This is a genomic window from Streptomyces sp. NPDC002232 (assembly GCF_042890295.1).
Taxonomy (GTDB): domain Bacteria; phylum Actinomycetota; class Actinomycetes; order Streptomycetales; family Streptomycetaceae; genus Streptomyces.
Genome location: NZ_JBIARV010000004.1, coordinates 938,354 through 955,789, shown reverse-complemented (window position 1 = coordinate 955,789; position 17,436 = coordinate 938,354). Strand labels below are relative to the sequence as shown.

Annotated in this window: 8 protein-coding genes; all 8 read left to right on the top strand. The window is 73.0% G+C overall.

Features of this window, described 5'->3' with window-relative positions:
- The first annotated feature begins 434 nt into the window (after nucleotides 1-434).
- The 8 genes from ACFYXU_RS22190 to ACFYXU_RS22155 all read left to right on the top strand — a co-directional run bounded on the left by ACFYXU_RS22190 (nucleotide 435) and on the right by ACFYXU_RS22155 (nucleotide 17,375).
- A complete protein-coding gene (locus ACFYXU_RS22190) occupies nucleotides 435-1,340 on the top strand; it encodes a sterol desaturase family protein (protein ID WP_389459388.1) in 906 nt (301 codons plus the stop codon).
- Nucleotides 1,341-1,443: 103 nt separating this feature from the next.
- Nucleotides 1,444-10,818: an amino acid adenylation domain-containing protein gene (locus tag ACFYXU_RS22185; RefSeq protein WP_389459385.1), complete on the top strand. Its 9,375-nt coding sequence runs from the start codon at nucleotides 1,444-1,446 to the stop codon at nucleotides 10,816-10,818.
- The gene (locus tag ACFYXU_RS22180) at nucleotides 10,805-12,490 is read left to right on the top strand and encodes a phytoene desaturase family protein (RefSeq protein WP_389406900.1); all 1,686 of its coding nucleotides are present in this window, start codon (nucleotides 10,805-10,807) and stop codon (nucleotides 12,488-12,490) included. The genes ACFYXU_RS22185 and ACFYXU_RS22180 overlap by 14 nt, the downstream gene beginning before the upstream one ends.
- Nucleotides 12,491-12,501: 11 nt before the next feature.
- Nucleotides 12,502-14,145: a phytoene desaturase family protein gene (locus ACFYXU_RS22175; RefSeq protein WP_389459672.1), complete on the top strand. Its 1,644-nt coding sequence runs from the start codon at nucleotides 12,502-12,504 to the stop codon at nucleotides 14,143-14,145.
- The gene (locus ACFYXU_RS22170; protein ID WP_389459382.1) at nucleotides 14,142-15,197 is read left to right on the top strand and encodes an MDR family NADP-dependent oxidoreductase; all 1,056 of its coding nucleotides are present in this window, start codon (nucleotides 14,142-14,144) and stop codon (nucleotides 15,195-15,197) included. The genes ACFYXU_RS22175 and ACFYXU_RS22170 overlap by 4 nt, the downstream gene beginning before the upstream one ends.
- On the top strand, nucleotides 15,194-16,276 hold the full coding sequence (locus ACFYXU_RS22165; RefSeq protein WP_389459378.1) for a Rieske 2Fe-2S domain-containing protein: 1,083 nt from the start codon (nucleotides 15,194-15,196) through the stop codon (nucleotides 16,274-16,276). Before ACFYXU_RS22170 ends, ACFYXU_RS22165 begins: the two co-directional genes overlap by 4 nt.
- An 83-nt stretch (nucleotides 16,277-16,359) precedes the next feature.
- Nucleotides 16,360-16,806, top strand: a complete 447-nt coding sequence (locus tag ACFYXU_RS22160; protein ID WP_376513402.1) for a TIGR03618 family F420-dependent PPOX class oxidoreductase — start codon at nucleotides 16,360-16,362, stop codon at nucleotides 16,804-16,806.
- 92 nt (nucleotides 16,807-16,898) lie between these two features.
- Nucleotides 16,899-17,375, top strand: coding sequence for a hypothetical protein (locus ACFYXU_RS22155; protein ID WP_389459375.1), 477 nt, complete (start codon nucleotides 16,899-16,901; stop codon nucleotides 17,373-17,375).
- Nucleotides 17,376-17,436: the final 61 nt, after the last annotated feature.

Sequence of the window (17,436 nt, the reverse complement as noted above, 5' to 3'; positions counted from 1 at the left end):
CTCACCGACGACTCCCCCACTGCCCCGGTCGACCGCTGCCGCCCCTCCCCACTCCGCCCGACCAGGGCAGTGATTTCGGGCATATCCCTTTTCTGGACACCTGCCCTGATCCTCGTTCAGGTGAAGGGCGCATGGAGGCGACGGGCGTGCGCTCCCCCGTCCGGCGTGCGCGGGTCGGGGTGCCGCGGCGGTGGCGGGCGCGGGGTGACGGCCGCTTCAGCAGGCCGCCGAATCGTTGCTGCCGGGTGCCGGGGGGTGGGCGCACTCGACTCCCGCTTTCCGGCAACGAAGAGCTTAAAGCACTTCTTCACATCAATTACCTCGCGGCAGTTCCGGGTTCCTGCTGGCCAAAAAGCGTCGCCGGGCCATTCTCTGACCCTCGCGGCCGCTGCTAGTCTTCGGGTCCTCATTCGGATTCGATGGAGATTCTCCGCATGGAAAATCGACCCGGGATGGGGCCGCTGTCGGCGAAATCATGGGCCATCGGCGATTTATCGCGCGAGGTCCTCCGATACGCCGCATACCCGATTCTGGCCTTGTCCGCAGTCTGGCTCTTCGCCTCGACCCTGCACTACGGCTGGGACCGGGGACAGTCCGTCCAGTTCTTCCTCGTCGGTGTCATCCTCTATCTCGCGGCCCTGGAGCGGGTGATCCCCCATCGGGACGACTGGCATCCGACCGGCCGGGAACTCTGCTGGTACGCGGCCTACTTCGTGTTCACCATGGTGGGGGCCGTGCTCGCCCAGGCAGTGGTGGGAGCGGTGGTCGCCGCGGTGCACGGGCCGGGGCTGGGGCTCGCGCTCCGGACCCAGATCCCCGTGGCCCTGCTGACCTCGTCACTGGCCGGATATCTGGCACACCGTCTCGCGCACTCCCATCGCTGGCTCTGGAGGGTGCACGGAATCCACCATGTGCCGGCGAAGGTCAATGTCGCCAACAACGGCGTCAATCACGTGCTGGACGTCGGATTCAAGCAGGGTGCCGTGCAATTGAGTCTCGGACTGGCCGGATTCTCTCCCGACTGCCTTTTCGCGGTGGCTCTCTTCACCCTTGTCCAGGGCTATTTCGTGCACGCGAACATCGATGTCCGCCTCGGGCTTTTCCAGCATGTCCTGGCCAGCCCCGAGCAGCACCGGCTGCACCACAGCGCCGACGTGGCCGAGGCCGGGCACTACGGCGTCGACCTCGCGATCTGGGACCGCCTCTTCGGCAGCTTCACCTGGCGGCCGGGCCGCGAACCCGACGTGGTCGGCGTCCACGACCCGGCCGCGTTCCCGGAGACCGGTTCCGTCCTGGCCAGCCTGCTCCACCCCTGGCGCCGCTCGGCGCGCACCGCCTAGCGCACAGACCCGTACCGCTCAGCCCCGTGCCGTACGGGCGACGCGTCCGCATCATGCCCACCGCCCGGCCCGTACCGAGGCGCCGTCACCTCCGGATTGGACCATGACCGACTCTCCCCACGCCGCCCTCCGGGACAAGGTCGCCCTCATCGGCATCGGCTGCCGCCTCCCCGGACACGCGGGCGACCACCGGGCCTTCTGGCGGAACCTGATCGAGGGGCGGGACTGCCTCGTGCCCACCCCGGCGGACCGGTACGACACCACCACGCTCGGCAGTCGCGACCGGGCCAAGCCGGGCCGGCTGATCGGTGGCCGGGGCGGGTACATCGACGGCTTCGACGAGTTCGACCCCCACTTCTTCGGCATCAGCCCGCGCGAGGCGGAACACATGGACCCGCAGCAGCGCAAGCTTCTGGAGGTGTCCTGGGAGGCCCTGGAGGACGGCGGGCAGAAGCCGGGGGAGCTGGCCGGACGGGACGTCGGGGTCTTCATCGGCGCCTTCACCCTGGACTACAAGATCCTCCAGTTCGCCGACCTCGGCTTCGAGACGCTCGCCGCGCACACCGCCACCGGCACGATGATGACGATGGTGTCGAACCGCATCTCGCACTGTCTCGACCTCCGCGGCCCCAGCGTCTCCATCGACACGGCGTGCAGTTCCTCCCTGGTCTCCGTCCACCTGGCCTGTCAGAGCCTGCTGCGCGGGGAGAGCGAACTGGCCCTGGCGGGCGGGACCCTGCTGCACCTCGCGCCGCAGTACACGATCGCCGAGACCAAGGGCGGCTTCCTCTCCCCCGACGGACGCTCGCGGGCCTTCGACGCCTCCGCCGACGGATACGTGCGGGCCGAGGGCGTCGGCGTGGTCGTCCTCAAGCGCCTGTCGGACGCGCTGCGGGACGGCGACCCGGTCCACGCCGTGGTGATCGGCAGCGGCGTCAACCAGGACGGGCGGACCAGCGGCATCACGGTGCCCAGCGCGGACGCCCAGGCCGCGCTGATCGAGCGGGTGTGCGCCGAGGCCGGGGTGGTGCCGGGCAGCCTCCAGTACGTCGAGGCGCACGGCACCTCCACCCCCGTCGGCGATCCGATCGAGGCCGAGGCGCTCGGCCGGGTGCTGGCGCTCGGCCGAGCGCCGGGGGCGCGGTGCTACGTCGGCTCGGTCAAGACCAACATCGGGCACACGGAGTCCGCGGCCGGAGTGGCCGGGCTCATCAAGACGGCGCTCGCCCTGCGGCACCGCCGCATCCCGCCGCACCTCCACCTGGAACGCCCCAACCCCGCCATCGACTTCGACGCGCTGCCCTTCGAGATCCCGACCACCGCGGTCGACTGGCCGGAGCACGAGGGCCCGGCCCGGGCGGGCGTCAACTCCTTCGGCTTCGGCGGCACCAACGCCCACGTCCTCCTGGAAGAGGCACCGCCGCGGCTCGAACGGAGCCGGAGCCGCGCGGAGCACGAGCCGCCCTGGTCCGTCCTTCCGCTGAGCGCGCGCCATGCCGCGGGCCTCGCCGAAAGGGCGGGCGGCATCCGGCGGGAGCTCGCCGCGGGCGTGCCCCTCGCGGACATCGGGCACACGCTCGCCCACCGCCGCCAGGCGTTCGAGGAGCGGCTGGCCGTCGTCCACTCCTCCCGCGCCTCCCTGGACGAGGCACTGGCCGCCTGCGAGCGCGGCGAGCCGCATCCGCGAGCGGTGCGCGGGCGCGGCCGGGAGGCGGGGCAGCGGCGGCTGGTCTGGGTGTTCACCGGCATGGGGCCGCAGTGGTGGGGCATGGGGCGTCAACTGCTCGACGCCGAACCGGTCTACCGGGAGGCCGTGGAGCGCTGCGACCGGGAGATCCGCCGGCAGGCCGGCTGGTCGCTCCTCGACGAACTGGCGAGGCCCGAGGCGGAGTCCCGGATGGCCGAGACCTGGCTCGCGCAGCCCGCCAACTTCGCGGTCCAGACGGGCCTGGCGGCGCTCTGGGAGCACTACGGGGTGCGGCCCGACGCGGTGGTCGGCCACAGCACCGGCGAGATCGCGGCGTTCCACCGGGCCGGGGTGTACGGCCTGGAGGACGCGGTCCGGGTGGTGCTGGCCCGCAGTGTGCTCCAGCACCGGCTCGCCGGGACGGGCGGGATGCTGGCGGCGAACCTGTCCGAGGAGGAGGCCGAGCGGCTCGTCCGCCCCTATCAGGACCTGGTGTCGGTGGCCGCCGTGAACGGTCCGGCCTCGGTGACGCTCTCCGGGGCCGCGGACACGCTGCGCGCGCTCGCCGACCGCTTGGGCCGGGAGCAGGTGTTCACCCGGCTCCTCGACGTCGAGGTGCCGTACCACAGCGTGCGGATGGACCCGATCCGGGACGAGCTGCACGAGGCGCTGGCCGGGATCGAGCCGGGTGCGGCGCGGCTCCCGCTGTACCTGACGGCCCGGGACGGGCGGGCGCGCGGGCCCGAACTCGACGCCGACTACTGGTGGGAGAACGTCCGGCGGCCGGTCCGGTTCCGTGCGGCGGTCGACCGGCTCGTCGACGACGGACACAGCGTGTTCCTGGAGGTCGGCCCGCACCCCGTGCTCGGGCACGCGATCCGGGAGTGTCTGGAGAGCCGAGGCGCGGACGGGGTGGCGCTGCCCACGATCCGCCGCCGGGAGGACGAGCCCGAGCGGTTCGCCCTCTCGTTGGCCTCACTCCACACGCTGGGCGTCGAGGTGGACTGGAGCGTGATCCAGCCCGAGGGCAGGCCGGTGCCGCTGCCCGGCTACCCGTGGCAGCGGGACCGGTACTGGGTCGAGCCGCGCCCGGTGGAGCAGATCCGCCTCGGGCGGCTCGACCACCCCCTGCTCGGCCGCCGCACGTCCTCGCTCCAGCCCACCTGGGAGAGCAGGCTGGACACCGAGCGGCTGGCGTACCTGTCCGACCACCGGATCGAGGGGAGCGCGGTCTTCCCCGCCGCCGGATACCTGGAGATGGCCGCGCAGGCCGTGCGGGCGATGACCGGGGGCGGTCTCGCCGCCCTGGCCGACGTGGAGTTCTCCCGCGCCCTGTTCCTGCCCGAGGGGGCTTCCGCCACCGTCCAGCTCGCCTTCGCGCCGGAGGAGGCCGGATTCACCATCGCCTCCCTCGCCGCCGGGGCCGGTGACGGCGTCCCGGAGCGCACGGTCCACGCGCGCGGCGTCGTACGGTCGGGCCAGCCGTGCCGGGTGACGGGCCCGCTGGACGCCGTGTCCGTCCGGGCCCGCAGTGAGCGCCGTATCGACCGGGCCGCGTGCTACGAGGAGCTGGCGGCGCTCGGGTACCAGTACGGCCCCGCCTTCCAGGCCATCGACGAGGTGTGGTGCGGCCCCGGCGAGGCGCTGGCCCTGATCCGTCCCACCCCGGCGATCGGCGCGGACGCGGCGGACTGTCACGCGCATCCGGTGCTGCTGGACGCCTGCTTCCAGACCATGCTGACCGCCCTGTCGCCCGGTGGCGGCCGGTCCGGTGGGATCCGCCTGCCCGTCGGGATCGAGGAGCTTCGGCTGGATCCGGTCGGGGACCGGGCGCTGTGGGCGCACGCCACCGTCTCCGAGCAGAACGACGAGGAGCTGGTCGGCGATCTCGCCCTCTACGCCGAGGACGGGACGCCGCTGGGCCGGGTCACCGGCTTCCGTGCGGCGGCGGTGGACCGTGTGGCCTCCTCGGTCGGGCTGAGCACCGTCGACGGCTGGCTGGCCGAGGTCGCCTGGGAGGAAGCCGTACGGGAGGAGCCCGCGCCGGACCGGTCCGAGGCTGAGCCGTCCGCCGCGGCCTCGGACGCCGGGGCCCCCGACGCGGAGGCGGGCAGCGGGGGTGGCGACCTGCTGATCTTCGCCGACGCCGGCGGACTGGCCGACCGGCTGGCCGATCTGGTCCGGGACCGCGGCGGTCGGTGCCGGCTGGTGCGTCCCGGACTCCGCTACCGGCGGGGCGCGCGGTGCACGACGGTCCGGCCCGACTCGGCCGACGACCTGCGACGCCTCTTCGCGGACCTCGACGCGTCCGTGCGGACCGTGGTCCATCTGTGGAACCTCGACCTGCCCGCGATGGACGCCGCCGCCCCCGAGGACCTCGGCGATATCGGCACCATCGGCGCCTTCTCCCTGGTCCCCCTCGCGCAGGTGCTGCCCGGGGCCCGGCCGGACGGACGGCTGCACATCGTCACCCGGGGCGTCCACGCCGTCCGGCCGGGCGATCCGGTGGAACCGTTCGGCGCCCCCGCGTGGGGCATCGGACGGGTCCTGCGGCAGCAGGAGCTCACCGCCCAGGCCGGAAAGCTGATCGACCTCGATCCGGCCGGGCGGCCGGGCGTGACCGACCCGGCCGGGACGGCGGCGGAGGCCGAGGCCCTGCTGCGCGAGCTGGAGGCCGACGACGGCGAGGACGAGATCGCCCTGCGGGACGGCGGTCTCCTCGTCAGCCGCCTGCGCCCGCCCGCCGGTCTCACCCGCCCGCTGCCGCTGCGGCTGCGCCCGGACGGCTGCTACCTGGTCACCGGCGGGTTCGGGGCGCTCGGGCGGCTGCTCTGCCGCACCCTCGTACGGCGGGGGGCCCGGCGCCTGGTGCTGCTCGGCCGGACCGCACTGCCCCCGCGCGAAGCGTGGCACGGGCTCGATCCGCAGGGCCCCGCCGGGCAGCGGGTCGGCTTCCTGCGCGAGCTCGAAGCCCTGGGTGCCGAGGTGCTCGTCGCGGCGGTCGACGTGACCGACGGGGACGCCATGGAACGCTGGCTGACCGAGCGGCGGGAGAGCGGGCTGCCTCCGGTGCGGGGGGTGTTCCACCTCGCCGGGCAGGTACGGGACGTCCTGCTGCCGTCGCTGGACCGGGCCGCGTTCGACGCCGGATACGGGCCGAAGGTGTACGGCGGGTACCTCCTGCACCGGCTGCTGCGCGAGGAGCCGGTGGAGCACTTCGTCCTGTTCGCCTCGGTCGCCTCGCTGCTGACCACGGCCGGGCAGGTCAACTACGCGGCGGGCAACGCCTTCCTGGACGCGCTCGCCCACCGCCGGCGCGCGCAGGGCCTGCCCGCGCTCAGCCTCGACTGGGGGCCCTGGGCCACCGGCATGATCGAGGAGCTCGGTCTGGTGGCCCACTACCGGGACGCCCGGGGGATGAGCTCGCTCGCCCCCGAGACGGGAATGGCGGTCCTGGAGCGGGTGATCGGGCAGGACCTGCCCCAGCTGCTCGTCGCCACGGTGGTGGACTGGCCGGTGTTCCTCTCCTGGTACTCCCGGCCGCCCCGGCTGGTCTCCGCCCTGGCGGCCGCCGCCGCCCGGACCGCTCCGGCAGGACAGGGGGACGGGTTCCTCGACGCCTACCGCCGTGCCGACGCCGTGGAGCGCGCGCGGCTGGTGTCCGGGCACTTCTCCGCGCTGGCCGCGGGGGTGCTCCGGGTGGAGCCGGGTCTCGTCGACGCGGACAGCCGGCTCGGCTCGCTCGGGCTCGACTCGCTGCTCGCGATGGAGCTGCGGGCCCGGGTGCACACCGAACTCGGCGTCTCGCTGCCGGTGGTGGCCCTCCTCAGCAACGGCCCGGTCCATGAGCTGACCGACCGGCTGCACGAGGGGCTGGGCGATCTGGTGTCGGCCGACGCCCCGGCCGAGGAGACCGAGGTCGAGCTGTTCACCGACGCGCACTGCCACCCCCTGACCCACAACCAGCAGGCCCTGTGGTTCCTCCGGCAGCTCAACCCGGACGGCTTCGCGTACAACATCGGGGGCGCGGTGGAGGTCCGGGCCGCGCTGGACCCGGAGCTGCTGTTCGAGGCGTTCCGCACCCTCGTCGGGCGGCACCCCAGCCTCCGCGCCGGCATCACCACCGAGGCCGGCCGGCCCGTGCAGCGCATCCGGAGCGACGTCCGCGCCGACACCGCGCTGTTCGACGTCGAGGGCCGGTCCTGGGAGGAGATCCGCGCGCTGCTCGTCGGGGAGTACCGCAGGCCGTACGACCTGGAGCGCGATCCCCTGGTGCGGCTGCGGCTGTTCCGGCGGGCGCCGGACCGCTGGGTCGTCATGAAGGCCGTGCACCACATCGTCTCGGACGCGATCTCCACCTTCACCTTCATCGAGGAGCTGTTCGAGGTCTATCACGGTCTGCGCACCGGCCGGCCGGTGGAGCTCGCCCCCGTGGCGGCCCGCTACCTCGACTTCCTCAACCGGCAGAACCGCTTCCTGGCCGGGCCCGACGCGCGGCGCATGCTGGAGTACTGGCGCGGTCATCTGCCGGACGAGGTCCCGGCGCTCGACCTGCCCACCGACCGGCCGCGCCCGCCGGTGCAGACCGACAACGGCGCCTCCGAGTTCTTCCCGCTGGACGAGGAGCTCAGTGCCCGGGTGCACGCCCTGTCCCGGGAGCACAACGTGACGGTGTACACGGTGCTGCTGACCGCGTACTACCTGCTGCTGCACCGGTGGTCGGGCCAGGACGAGATCGTGGTCGGCAGTCCCGTCACCGGCCGCACCGAGGAGGAGTTCGCCTCCGTCTACGGCTACTTCGTCAATCCGCTGCCGCTGTACGTGGACCTGGGCGGCGAGCCGACCGTGTCCGAGCTGCTGGGGCGGGTCCGGGACACCGTCCTCGGCGGTCTCGACCACCAGGAGTACCCGTTCGTGCTGCTGGTCGAGCAGTTGGGCCTCCCGCACGACCCGAGCCGCTCGGCGGTGTTCCAGGCGATGTTCATCCTGCTCACCCACAAGGTGGCCACGGAGCGGATCGGATACGAGCTGGAGTACATCGAGCTCCCCGAGGAGGAGGGGCAGTTCGACGTCACGCTCTCCGCGTACGAGGACCGTTCCGACGGGCGTTTCCACTGCGTGCTCAAGTACAACACCGACCTGTTCGACGCGGAGACGGTCCGGCGGATGGCCGGGCACTACCGCACCCTCCTGGACGGGCTCACCCGCGCACCCGCGGGGCATCCCGCCGACCGGCTGCCGATGCTGGACGCCGGGGAGCGGGAGCGGATCCTCACCGAGTTCTCCGGCGAGACCCGGAGGATCGACCACGACGTCCCGGTGCACGAGCTGATCGGGAAGATCGCCGCGCAGTACCCGGAGGCGGTGGCCGTCTCGGTGCCCGGCGGGCCGCGGCTCGGCTACCGGGAGCTGGAGCACCACTCCCGGCGCGTGGCGGCCTCGCTGCGCGCACTCGGCGTCGGCGACGGCACCGTGGTCGCGCTGTGCATGGACAAGTCCCCCGAGCTGGTGATCGCCCTGCTCGCGGTCCTGCGGGCCGGTGGCGCGTATCTGCCGCTGGACCCGGGCCATCCGGCCGAGCGGCTGGCGGGTCTGATGACCGATGCCGGTGCCGGGCTCGTCCTCACCGACGGGCACCGGGACGACGTGTCCCGGCTGCCCGGCAGGCCGTTGACGCTCGACGAGCTGGACCGGCCGGGGCCCGACGCCCGGCCGGAGCCCGCCGTGGGCCTCGACCAGGCCGCGTACGTGATCCACACGTCCGGCTCCACCGGCCGTCCCAAGGCGGTCCGGGTCAGCCACCGCAACCTCGCCTCGGTGTTCGTGGCCTGGCAGGCGGAGTACCGGCTGGACCACGAGGTCCGGGTCCACCTGCAGATGGCGGGCGTCTCCTTCGACGTCTTCACCGGGGACGTGGTCCGGGCCCTGTGCTCCGGCGGCACCCTGGTCATGGTCGGCCGGGACCTGCTCCTCGACACCGCGCGGCTCTACCGGACGATGCGGTCCGAGGGCGTGGACTGCGGCGAGTTCGTCCCGTCCGTGGCGCGCGGCCTGCTGGCGTACTGCGAGCGGGAGGGCCTGGGCCTGGACTTCATGCGGCTGGTGATCGTCGGCTCGGACGCGTGGAAGGCCGGCGAGCACCAGCGGCTGGTGGCCCTGTGCGGACCGGCCACCCGGGTGGTGAACTCGTACGGCCTCACCGAGGCCACCATCGACAGCGCCTGCTTCGAGGGCCCGACCGGGCATCTGGAGCCCGGCCGGATGGTGCCGATCGGCCGGCCGCTGCCGAACAGCGCGCTGTACGTCCTCGACCGGCACGGCGAGCCCGTGCCCCCGGGTGTCGCGGGCGAGCTGTGGATCGGCGGTGCGGGCGTCGCCACCGGTTACCTGGGGGACCCGGAGCGGACGGCCGAGCGGTTCGTCACCCTGACGCCGGGCCGCGCACCCGTCCGGCTGTACCGCACGGGCGACCTCGGCCACTGGGACGCGGACGGCGTGCTGCACCTCCTCGGCCGGGCCGACGGCCAGGTCAAGGTGCGCGGCCACCGGATCGAGACCGGGGAGATCGAGGCCCGGCTCGCCGCCCGGCCCGAGCTCGCCGAGGTGTGCGTCACGGTCCGGCGGGACGACGCCGGGGAGAACCAGCTGTGCGCCTACTGCGTGCCCGCCGAGGGCGCCGGGCTCGACGCCCGGGAGCTGCGCCGGCACCTCGCCGAGCAGCTGCCCACCTATCTGATCCCCGCGCACTTCACCGCGCTGGACGCCCTGCCGCTCACCACGAACGGCAAGGTCGACGTCGCCGCCCTGCCGGAACCCCGCGCCGAGGCCGGGCCCGGCCCGTACGAGCCTCCGGTGACGCTGTACGAGCAGCGGATGGCCGCGCACTGGCAGGCCCTGCTCGGTCTCGACCGGCCCGGGCTCCGGGACGACTTCTTCGAGGCGGGCGGCAGTTCGATCAAGCTGATCGAACTGATCCACCACCTGCGGACCGAGTTCAACGCCGCCGTCCCGGTCGGCCGACTGTTCCGGACGAGCACCCTGCACGGCATGGCCCGCAGCCTGGAGGACGTCGTCACCGGACGGCTCCCCGGCGCCGAGCCGTACCTGTGGTTCAACCCCGGCGCGGACCCGGGCAGCACCGTCCTCTGCCTGCCACCGGCCGGCGGCCACGGCCTGGTCTACCGGCAGCTCGCGGCCCGGCTGCCCGAGTACCGCTTCGCCGCGTTCAACTACCTCTCCGGTACGGACAAGGCGGCGCGCTACGCGGATCTCGCCGAGGAGCTGCACCCGGACGGGCCGTACACACTGTTCGGCTACTCGCTCGGCGGGAACCTGGCCTTCGAGATCGCCGAGGAGCTGGAGCGGCGGGGCCGTGCGGTGAGCACGGTGGTCATCATGGACTCGTACCGGATCACGGAGGCGGTCACCCTCGGCGAGGAGCAGCTGGCCGGGTTCGAGGAGGAGCTGGCCGGACACCTGCGCCGGCACACCGGATCCGAGATCGTGGCCCGGGAGACCGTCGAGCAGGCCCGGGAGTACCTCGCGCACTGCGGCGCCCATCCGGCCGTGGGCGTGCTGCGCGCCCCGATCGTGGTGGTCTCGGACCAGGACAAGCTCCGCCGGTTCGCCGCCGGCGAGCCCGGCAGCTGGCACGGCGCGTCCTCGGGAGGCTGCACGCTGCACCAGGGGCACGGGCCGCACGCGGAGATGCTCGACGGCGTGTTCCTGGACCGCAACGCCGAGCTGGCCCGCACCCTGCTGGCGGGAGGTGCCCCGCATGGCGGCGCGTGACACCGGTCCCCTGTGGGGCCCCCGGCCCGCCGGGGGACGGCCCCGGGTCATCGTCATCGGGGCGGGCATGTCGGGTCTGGCCGCGGGCTGCTACGCGCAGATGAGCGGTCTGGAGAGCCGTGTCTTCGAGAAGCACGTGCTGCCCGGCGGCTGCTGCACCGCCTGGGCCCGGCAGGGCTACCTCTTCGACTACTGCATCGACTGGCTCATCGGCACCGCCGCCGGCACCGGGGCGAACGACGTCTGGCGCGAGCTCGGCGCGCTGGACGGCAAACGGATCACCGTCTTCGACCAGTTCAACCGGGTGGTGGACGAGCAGGGCCGGTCGGTGACCTTCTACAACGACCCCGAACGTCTCCAGCGCCACCTGCTGGAGATCTCGCCCGGCGACGCCCGGCTGATCCGGGCCTTCTGCCGCGACCTCCGCCGCTACGCCGCCCTCGACCCGCGCTGGGAACTGAAGCCGCCGCCCCTGAAGTCCGCGGCGGAGAAGGCCGGGACGCTCCTCGGCATCCTGCCCGCGTTCCTGCTGTACTGGCGGACCGCGGCCACCCCGATGCGCCGCTTCGCGGACCGCTTCCAGGACCCGCTGCTGCGCGCGGCCTTCCCGAACATGTTCCTCCAGGAGCTGACCGGCTTCCCGCTGCTCCCCTACCTGTTCACCATGGCCTGCGCGTCCAACGGCAACGCCGGCTTCCCGGAGGGAGGTTCGCTCGGGCTGGCCCGCTCGGTCGAGGAACGGTATCGGGGCCTCGGCGGGCACGTCGGCTACCGCTCCCGGGTGGAACGCGTCCTCGTCGAGGACGGGCGGGCCGTCGGCGTGCGGCTCCGCGACGGACAGGAGCACTTCGCCGACCATGTGATCGCCGCATGCGACGGGCCGACGGTCCTGGACAAGCTGCTGGACGGACGGTGGACCAGCCCGCGCACCGACCGGCTGTACAAGGAGCTGCTGGACACCCCGGACAACCTCTACCCGGCGGTGGTCTCCGCGTTCGTCGGCCTGGACGGACCGCTGCCCGCCGGAGAGCCGCACAGCACCACGTACCTCCTCGGCGCGGAGCGGGGCGCCGCGCTGCCGGGCTGTCTCCAGCACAGCCTGGTCGTCCAGCAGCGCTCGGGCTACACGACCGGCTTCGCGCCGGAGGGGAAGTCGGTGCTGCACTGCACCTACTTCACCGACCACCGGTCCTGGCAGGAGCTGCGCGCCGCCGACCGGCGGGCGTACCGGGCCAGGAAACGGCAGGTCGCCGACTTCGTGCGCCGTTTCCTCGCCGAGCGGCACCCGGGCATCGACGAGCGGATCGAGCTCGTCGACGTGGCCACCCCGGCCACCACCGAGCGGTACACCGGCAACACCTACGGGAGCATCCTGGCCTGGAAGGCGTTCTCCGAGGCCGACGACGTGTCGACGGCGCTGGTCAACCGGGACCGGATGCGGCTGCCGGGCCTGGACGGCTTCTCCATGGCCGGGCAGTGGACCGGCATGGGCGGCCTGATCCGGGCCGCGACCAGCGGCCGGTACGCCGTCCAGTACCTGTGCGCGGAGCTCGGCCTGGAGTTCCGGGCCTGGCCGAGCGAGGGAACCGAACCCTGGCACCCCGGGAAGCTCGGACGGCTGCCGCAACTCGAACCGCGACGTACCGCCCGGAAGGCGACGGTGGCCGAATGACGAGAAGGACCATGCTGATCGTGGGCGGGGGTCTCGGCGGCCTGTCCACCGGCTGCTACGCCCAGATGAACGGCTATCGCAGCCGGGTGCTGGAGATGCACGAGATCCCCGGTGGTTCGTGCACTGCGTGGGACCGGGGCGACTTCACCCTGGACTGCTGCGTCAGCTGGCTGCTCGGCAGCGGCCCCGGCAACGAGATGCACCAGATCTGGCTGGAGCTCGGCGCCCTCCAGGGCAAGCGGATGCGGAACTTCGACGTCTTCAACACGGTGCGCGGCCGGGACGGACGGGCCGTCCACTTCTACTCCGACCCCGACCGTCTGGAAGCCCATCTGCTCGGCCTCTCGCCGGGGGACGCCCGGCCGATCCGGGACTTCTGCGCGGGACTGCGCACCTTCCGCCGGGCCCTGGCCCGCTATCCCTTCCTCACCCCGGTCGGACTGATGGGCCGGAGGGAGCGCTGGAGGATGCTGGCGTCCTTCATTCCCTACGTCAACGTGATCCGGCGCTCCCTCACCGTGCTGATGCGGGACTACTCCCAGCGGTTCCAGGACCCGCTGCTGCGCGAGGCGTTCAACTTCATCCTGTACGAGAAGCACCCCAACTTCCCGGTGCTGCCGTTCTACTTCCAGCTCGCCGCGCATGCCGGCCTGTCGGCGGGTGTGCCCGAGGGCGGCTCGCTCGGTCTGGCGCGCTCGGTCGAGCAGCGCTACCTCGGGCTCGGCGGGGAGGTGTCGTACAACGCCAAGGTGGTGGAGATCCTGGTCGAGGAGGACCGGGCGGCGGGGGTCCGGCTCAGCGACGGGACGGAGCTCAGGGCCGACATCGTGGTCTCCGCCTGCGACGGCCGCACCACGCTGCTGGAGCTGCTGAAGGGCCGCTACCTCACCGACGCCTACCGGGAGCTCTACACCCGGACCATCGCCGAGCCGGGCATGGTCTTCCCGGGCTACTTCACCGTCTTCCTCGGCCTGCGCCGTCCCTTCCCGGACGGCGAGCCCTGCACGACGCACCTGCTGGACGAGGACCTCGCGGCCCGGCTCATCGGGATCCGGCACCCGAGCGTCAACGTCCAGTTCCGCAGCCGCCACTACCCGGAGCTGTCGCCGCCGGGCACCTCGGTCGTGTACGCCACGTACTTCTGCGACATCGCGCCCTGGCGGGAGCTGAGCACCGGCCCCGAGCAGACCACGCGGCTGCGGCGCGGCGAGGAGCTGCACACGCTGCCGGTCGGCCGGGGGCGCGAGTACCAGCGGGCCAAGCGGCAGGTGCGGGACGCGATCACCGACTTCCTCGACCGGCGGCACCCGGGACTGCGGGACGCGATCGCGGTCCGGGACGTCTCGACGCCGCTCACCCAGGTCCGTTACACGGGCAACTACGACGGCACGGTGCTCGGCTGGCAGCCGTTCGTGGCGAGCGGCGAGACCGTCGAGGAGGAGGTCAAGCGGCACGGGCCGGGCCTGCCCGGGCTCGCCGACTTCTACCTCTCCGGAGTCTGGGCCACCACCGGCGGCCTCATCAGGGCCGCCGCGTCCGGACGGCACGTCATGCACTTCGTCTGCCGTGACGACGGCCGGCCCTTCACGGCCTCCGTCGACCACAGCGCCCCCCTCCCCGTCCAGATCATCGACCCGGCAGGAGCAACCCCTTGAAGACCGAGAAGTGGATCGTCAGCGAGCACGGCGACGGCGTCCCGGACGTGGACCGGATGTACGTGAAGGTGGTGGAGGAACTCGACACCGCTCTGGCGGAGGACGAGATGCTCCTGCGCACCCGGTACGTGTCCGTCGACCCGTACCTCCAGGGCATCGCCCTGGACACTCCGGTCGGCGACCACATGGGCGCCGACTCGATCATGGAGGTGCTGGCCGCCGGGCCGCGTGCCAGGTTCGGGGTCGGCGACCTCGTCCAGGGCTTCGGGGGCTGGCGCACGCACCTGGTCAGCACCGGTGCGCCCGCCCTGTGGCAGACGGGCACCTTCCCGATGGTCTTCCCGGCCTACCGCCGTCTGGACCCGGCCCACTACGACGACGCGCTGCCGCTGTCCACCGCGCTCGGCATCCTGGGCGGTGCCGGCATGACCGCCTGGGGCACCCTCAACCGATTCCTGACCCTCCGGCCCGGCGACACGCTGCTGATCAGCGGCGCGTCCGGCGCGATCGGGACGCTCGTCGGCCAGTTGGCCAAGCGGGCGGGGGCGCGGGTGGTCGGCACCACCGGTTCGCCGGAGAAGGCGGCACGGCTGACCGCGCTGGGCTTCGACGCGGTGGTCCCCTTCCAGCACGGCGGGGACTGCGCCCAGCTGCGCGAGGACCTGGCCAAGGCGGCCCCGAGCGGGATCGACAAGTACTTCGACAACCTCGGCGGCGCCCTCACCGACACCGCGTTCTCCATGCTCAACGTGGACAGCCAGGTCGCGGTCTGCTGGCAGTGGGCGAGCCAGGTCGGCGGCGAGTGGTCAGGACCTCGGCTGCTGCCGTACATCATGTTCCCCCGCACCACGATCCGCGGGATCTTCGCGCTGGAGTGGTTCACCGACGAGAACTGGGCCGCCCTGCACGCGGACCTCGGCCCGCTGGTCCGGAGCGGGGAGGTGCGGTACCAGCAGACCGTGCACCAGGGCTTCGACAGCGTCCCGGCCGCCTACCGCAGCCTGTACACCGACCGGGCCGGGTCCTTCGGCAAGGTGCTGGTCGAGCTGTGAACCGCGCGCACACCCGGCCCCTCACCGAGGGCCCGAGCCCGGCCGACGCGCACGAACCGGTCCTGCCGTACCCCGACGGGTGGTTCGCGGTGGCGTTCTCCTCGGAACTCGTGCCGGGCAGGGTGCTGACCCGGCCGCTCCAGGGCGAGGACGTGGTGCTCTACCGGCTCCGCGACGGCGCGGTCCGGGCGGTCCGGCCGTACTGCCCGCACCTCGGGGCCCATCTCGGGCTCGGCTCGGTGGAGGGCGACGATCTGATCTGCCCCTTCCACCGCTTCGCGTTCGGCCCCGACGGCGCCTGCGTGCGGACGGGGTACGGGACGCCGCCGCCTCCTTCCTCCGGCCTGACCCCGCTGCCGGTGCGCGAGATCGACGACGCCGTCTTCGTGTGGCGGCACCACGACGGGCGGGCACCGGACTGGGAGCTCCCGGCCTGGCACACCCTGGGCACGCGGCCACCGCGCCTCGCCGCCTGGGAGATGGCCGGCCACAGCCAGGACGTCGTCGAGAACGCGGTGGATCTCGGCCATTTCACCCCCCTGCACGGCTGGGGCGATTCCGAGGTCGCGGAACCCGCCGTGTTCGAGGGGCGGAGCTTCCGGGTGTCGGTCCGCTCCCGGGAACGCGTGCCCCTGCTGGGCGAGAGCCCGCTGGAGGTGACGCTGGAGGGCTGCGGCATCAGCCGCGTCCACGTGTGCACCGCACTTCCGAGGTTCGGGGTGCGCACCTGCGCGATGTACGCGGCCACGATGATCCGGCCCAGCGTCTTCCAGCTCCGCCAGGCGAGTCGGCTCGACATCGCCGAGCCGGGCGCGCTGCCGGCGCCCGCGGCCCGCTGGGTGAGCCGCTCGGCGGCGCGTCTGCTGGGCGGGCTGATGTTCCGCGGGAACTGCGAGTTCGTCGCCCAGGACTTCCCGGTGTGGGCGACCAAGCGCTACCAGTCGCCGCCCCGGCTGGCACGGGGTGACGGTCCGATCGGCCCGTTCCGGCACTGGGCCCGCCAGTTCTATCCGGCGGAGCGCCTGCGGGCGCAGGTGCCGTCGTCGGTCCGGGCGACGGAGGAGAGCGGGGTGGTCTGAACGGAGGGGCGCGGGCGGCCGGAGTCGCTGACGGGGCGACGTCCGCAGGAGGGACCGGCCGTCGTGGTGGGTAGTCTCGCGCCATGAGCGCACCTTGGGACGCGGCCGTCCGCGCACGACTCCTCGCCCCCCTCATCTGGTACGTCGGCACCGTGTCCGCCGACGGCGCACCGCAGGTCAGTCCGATGTGGGTGGACCTGGAGGGGGACGGGGAGCTGATGTTCAACACGTCGGTGGGCCGGGTGAAGGAGGAGAACCTCCGCAACGATCCCCGTGTCTACCTCTCCCACGCGGACGCCGCCGACCCCTTCGACCGGGTGCAGATCAGCGGTGTGGTGGCCCGGTTCGTCGAGGGGCAGGAGGCGCGCGACCGGATGGACCTCCTGGCGCGCAAGTACCTGGGCTCCGAACGGTACGAGTGGATGATGCCGGGGGAACAGCGGGTCGCCGTGATCGTGCGCCCGGTCAAGGTGCGGCACATCGTCGGGGTCGAGAGGTTCCGTCCGGGGGGACCCGTACCGGCGTCCTGACGCGGTGCCGCCGACGGGGCTCTCCGCTCCCGCGGTGCCCCGTGCCGTCGTCACCGCCTCCCGGTCCCGCGCCGGGGGGCAGAATGGGTCACATGATCGATGAGGCGGGCGCGGGAATCGCACTGCCGCGGGGTGCGACGGGTTTCCTCCGCGACGGGGACGGCCCGCTCCCTGTCAGCGACCCGCGGCCCTTCCGTACCGCCCTGTACGCCGCCGCCCGGGCCGTCGAGGGCCGGGTGGGCGAGATCGAGGACCAGGAGTACCCCCGGACCTTCCACACGGCGTCGGTGGTCGGCCGCACGGGCGAGAGCGTGGTGCTGTATCACGCGCATCTCCCCTGGATCGCCTTCGCCGAGGAACGCCGGAACTGGTACGCGCGGGAGTTCCTCCCCCCTCCCCCGTGGGCGTCCGCGTTCGCCTCTGCGGGTCTCACGGTGCTGACCCGTGAGCGGCTCGACACACCTCTGTCGGCGGTCGACACGTCGACGCTCTCGAAGTCCGAGTGGCGTCACATCCGTGACTACGGCATCACGACGGTCGGCGGAGTCCTCTTCAACGCGTGGGACTGAACGCCCCTGACCCGTGTGCCCGTAGCCGGCCGGTCACCCGTGGGGTTCGTTGCGTCCGGCC

Excerpts from the sequence above, each read along its gene's own strand:
- ACFYXU_RS22190 (WP_389459388.1), top strand. The coding sequence starts at position 435 with ATGGAAAATCGACCCGGGATGGGGCCGCTGTCGGCGAAATCATGGGCC.
- ACFYXU_RS22185 (WP_389459385.1), top strand. The coding sequence starts at position 1,444 with ATGACCGACTCTCCCCACGCCGCCCTCCGGGACAAGGTCGCCCTCATC.
- ACFYXU_RS22180 (WP_389406900.1), top strand. The coding sequence starts at position 10,805 with ATGGCGGCGCGTGACACCGGTCCCCTGTGGGGCCCCCGGCCCGCCGGG.
- ACFYXU_RS22175 (WP_389459672.1), top strand. The coding sequence starts at position 12,502 with ATGCTGATCGTGGGCGGGGGTCTCGGCGGCCTGTCCACCGGCTGCTAC.
- ACFYXU_RS22160 (WP_376513402.1), top strand. The coding sequence starts at position 16,360 with ATGAGCGCACCTTGGGACGCGGCCGTCCGCGCACGACTCCTCGCCCCC.
- ACFYXU_RS22155 (WP_389459375.1), top strand. The coding sequence starts at position 16,899 with ATGATCGATGAGGCGGGCGCGGGAATCGCACTGCCGCGGGGTGCGACG.